This window comes from Shewanella sp. 11B5, from assembly GCF_002836795.1.
Lineage (GTDB): Bacteria > Pseudomonadota > Gammaproteobacteria > Enterobacterales > Shewanellaceae > Shewanella > Shewanella frigidimarina.
The window spans coordinates 1-3085 of sequence record NZ_PJAP01000929.1; the positions used below are offsets into that span (position 1 = coordinate 1).

2 protein-coding genes are annotated in these 3085 nt (G+C 41.1%); both read right to left on the reverse strand.

Features of this window, described 5'->3' with window-relative positions; genetic code table 11:
- On the reverse strand, positions 1 to 739 hold a 739-nt coding region (gene nlpI / locus CXF78_RS18375), incomplete at its 3' end, for a lipoprotein NlpI (RefSeq protein WP_102037565.1).
- 146 nt (positions 740 to 885) lie between these two features.
- On the reverse strand, positions 886 to 2982 hold the full coding sequence (gene pnp, locus CXF78_RS18380; RefSeq protein ID WP_102037566.1) for a polyribonucleotide nucleotidyltransferase: 2097 nt from the start codon (positions 2980 to 2982) through the stop codon (positions 886 to 888).
- Positions 2983 to 3085: the final 103 nt, after the last annotated feature.

A 3085-nucleotide genomic window follows, 5' to 3' on the forward strand; every position in this document is an offset into this window, starting at 1 on the left:
AAAAATACGCTTCACATAAACGTTCTGCATATTCTTTGGGCTGAGATAAACCTTCTTTCGCAGCTGCAAATACTTGTTCTTGATTGATCTTACCTAAATAAAAATCGACTAACACACTGGCCCAATCTTGATCCTTTAACTGCTGACGCTGTATCCCAAGATCAGCCAAGGCCAGCTTGCTATCAATAGATGAAGACATCAAATACAGCCACAAAGCTCGATAACCGTCACTAGGATCACGATCATAGAAAGCTTTCATATCATTAACGGCTAATTCGTAACGTTCGCCATAATATAATGCAATACCACGATTTAAAAAGGCATAGTCATAGTTTGGTGACAATTCAAGGACACCATCAAATGCTTCATAAGCACTGTCGAACTCACCTTCTTGAGTGTAATAAATACCAAGAAAGTTATACGCATCGGCTAGATCGGGTTGTAATTTTAATGCTTGATGAAAATCGATTCGGCCAAGTAAACGCAATCCGACACTGTCATAAATGACCCCACGATCGTAATGAAAACGTGCACGTTGTTCGTCAGTTAACTCCATAGTAGCCAAAATTTCATTTAGCTTTGCGAGTGTCACTTCCAATTTATAATCAGGCATGACAGGCGCGACAATCATCTGCCCTGCAATATTATCCTTTGAACCTAACGTTGCAGCACACCCTGACAACAACATACTTGCACCGACAACAACGGCAACGATTGTGGTGCGTAGTTTACATTCCATCCGCTTTACCTTATCAGGTTCTATTAATATTCAATATCATAGCAATCTGGCAATCTAAGAGCCATGCACATTACAGATTATTTTTTGTAGATAAAAAAAAGGAGATCAAATGATCTCCTTTTTTGTCGTTCAGCCTTTAAATTACATTACTCAGCAGTTTCTTTCGCTTGAGCTTCTTTAATTGATAGTCTTACACGACCTTGACGATCCACTTCCATAACTTTAACAGCTACTTCTTGGTTCATTTCTAAATGATCTGACACGTTAGCAACACGTTCATCACTGATTTGTGAAATGTGTACTAAACCGTCTTTACCAGGAAGAATGTTAACGAATGCGCCGAAATCAACGATACGAATAACTTTACCGTTGTAGATACGACCCACTTCAACTTCAGCAGTAATTTCTTCAATACGACGGATAGCTTCTTTAGTTGCTTCACCGTTTGAAGAGGCAATCTTCACAGTACCATTGTCATCAAGCTCAATCGTAGTACCCGTTTCTTCGGTTAGCGCACGAATTACCGCACCGCCTTTACCAATAACATCACGGATCTTCTCAGGGTTAATCTTGATGGTAGTGATACGTGGAGCATGAGCAGAGATATCGCCACGATGTGTGCCAATAGCTTGGTCCATCACGTTTAGGATATGAACACGTGCACCATAAGCCTGTTGCAGTGCAATATCCATGATCTCTTTAGTAATACCTTCAATCTTGATATCCATCTGCAGAGCAGTAATACCATCACGAGTACCAGCTACTTTAAAGTCCATATCGCCTAAGTGATCTTCATCACCTAAGATGTCAGAAAGTACAACGAATTCGTCGCCTTCTTTAACTAGACCCATTGCAATACCAGCAACTGAAGTTTTAATCGGTACACCGGCATCCATTAATGCTAATGAAGTACCACATACTGAAGCCATAGAGCTTGAACCGTTAGATTCAGTAATCTCAGATACAACACGAATGCTGTATGGGAATTCTTCAGCAGAAGGCATAACGGCATTCATACCGCGCCATGCTAACTTACCATGACCAATTTCACGACGCTTAGGTGAACCAACCATACCTGTTTCACCAACAGAATACGGAGGGAAGTTATAATGAAGCATAAAGCGATTAGTACGTTCGCCCATGATGCTATCAATTTTCTGAGCATCACGTTCAGTACCTAATGTACAGGTAACTAATGCTTGAGTTTCACCACGAGTAAATAATGAACTACCGTGAGTACGTGGAAGTACACCCGCTAAAACACTTAACGCGCGGATCATATCTGGTTCACGACCATCGATACGTGGCTTACCACTGATAATACGGCCACGTACAACGCTTTTCTCTAAACTACCAAGTAAGTTGTCTACTTCACGAGTATCAACATCTGGATTCTCTGCAACTAATGCAGCTTTCGCGGCAGCTTTAACAATACCGACTTGTACATAACGGTCTTGCTTAACTTCAATTTGGTAAGCTTCTGTCATGCCAGCTTCTGCAAGCTCTTTGATTTTAGCTACTAATGCCTGGTCTTGAACTGGTGCAGTCCAATCCCATGTTGGTTTGCCAGCTTCTGCTTTGAACTCAGCAATAGCATCAACAACAACTTGTTGTTGATCATGGCCGTAAGTTACAGCACCTAACATGATTTCTTCTGCAAGCGCTTTAGCTTCAGATTCAACCATAAGTACAGCAGCCTTAGTACCAGCAACAACTAAGTTTAGTGAACTTGTTGCAAGCTGATCAACCGTTGGGTTAAGTACATATTCATCGTTGATATAACCAACACGCGCCGCACCTAGTGGGCCACTGAAAGGAATACCAGAAATAGCTAACGCTGCTGAGGTACCAATCATCGAAACAATATCTGGCTCGATTTGTGGATCAACAGAAACCACAGTGATGATAACTTGAACTTCGTTTTTAAAACCGTTAGGGAATAAAGGACGAATAGGACGGTCAATAAGACGCGCAATCAGAGTTTCATCTTCTGATGGACGACCTTCACGCTTGAAGAAACCACCAGGTATTTTACCTGCAGCATAGGTTTTTTCTTGATAGTTAACAGTTAGCGGGAAGAAGTCACGGCTTAAATCCGCTACTTTTTTACCAACTACAGTAACTAATACTGTGGTATCGCCCATGCTTGCTAAAACTGCAGCATCAGCTTGACGTGCAATAACACCTGTTTCTAAGGTGACTGTATGTTGACCATACTCAAAACTCTTTACAATTGGATTCACGTGACCCATTCCTTAATTTAATGACCTTTAATTACGCGCACAAGTATACTTCAATTCAGCTGAATAGTTAAATAGACGCGAGTTACAGAATGTGAAAATCTTT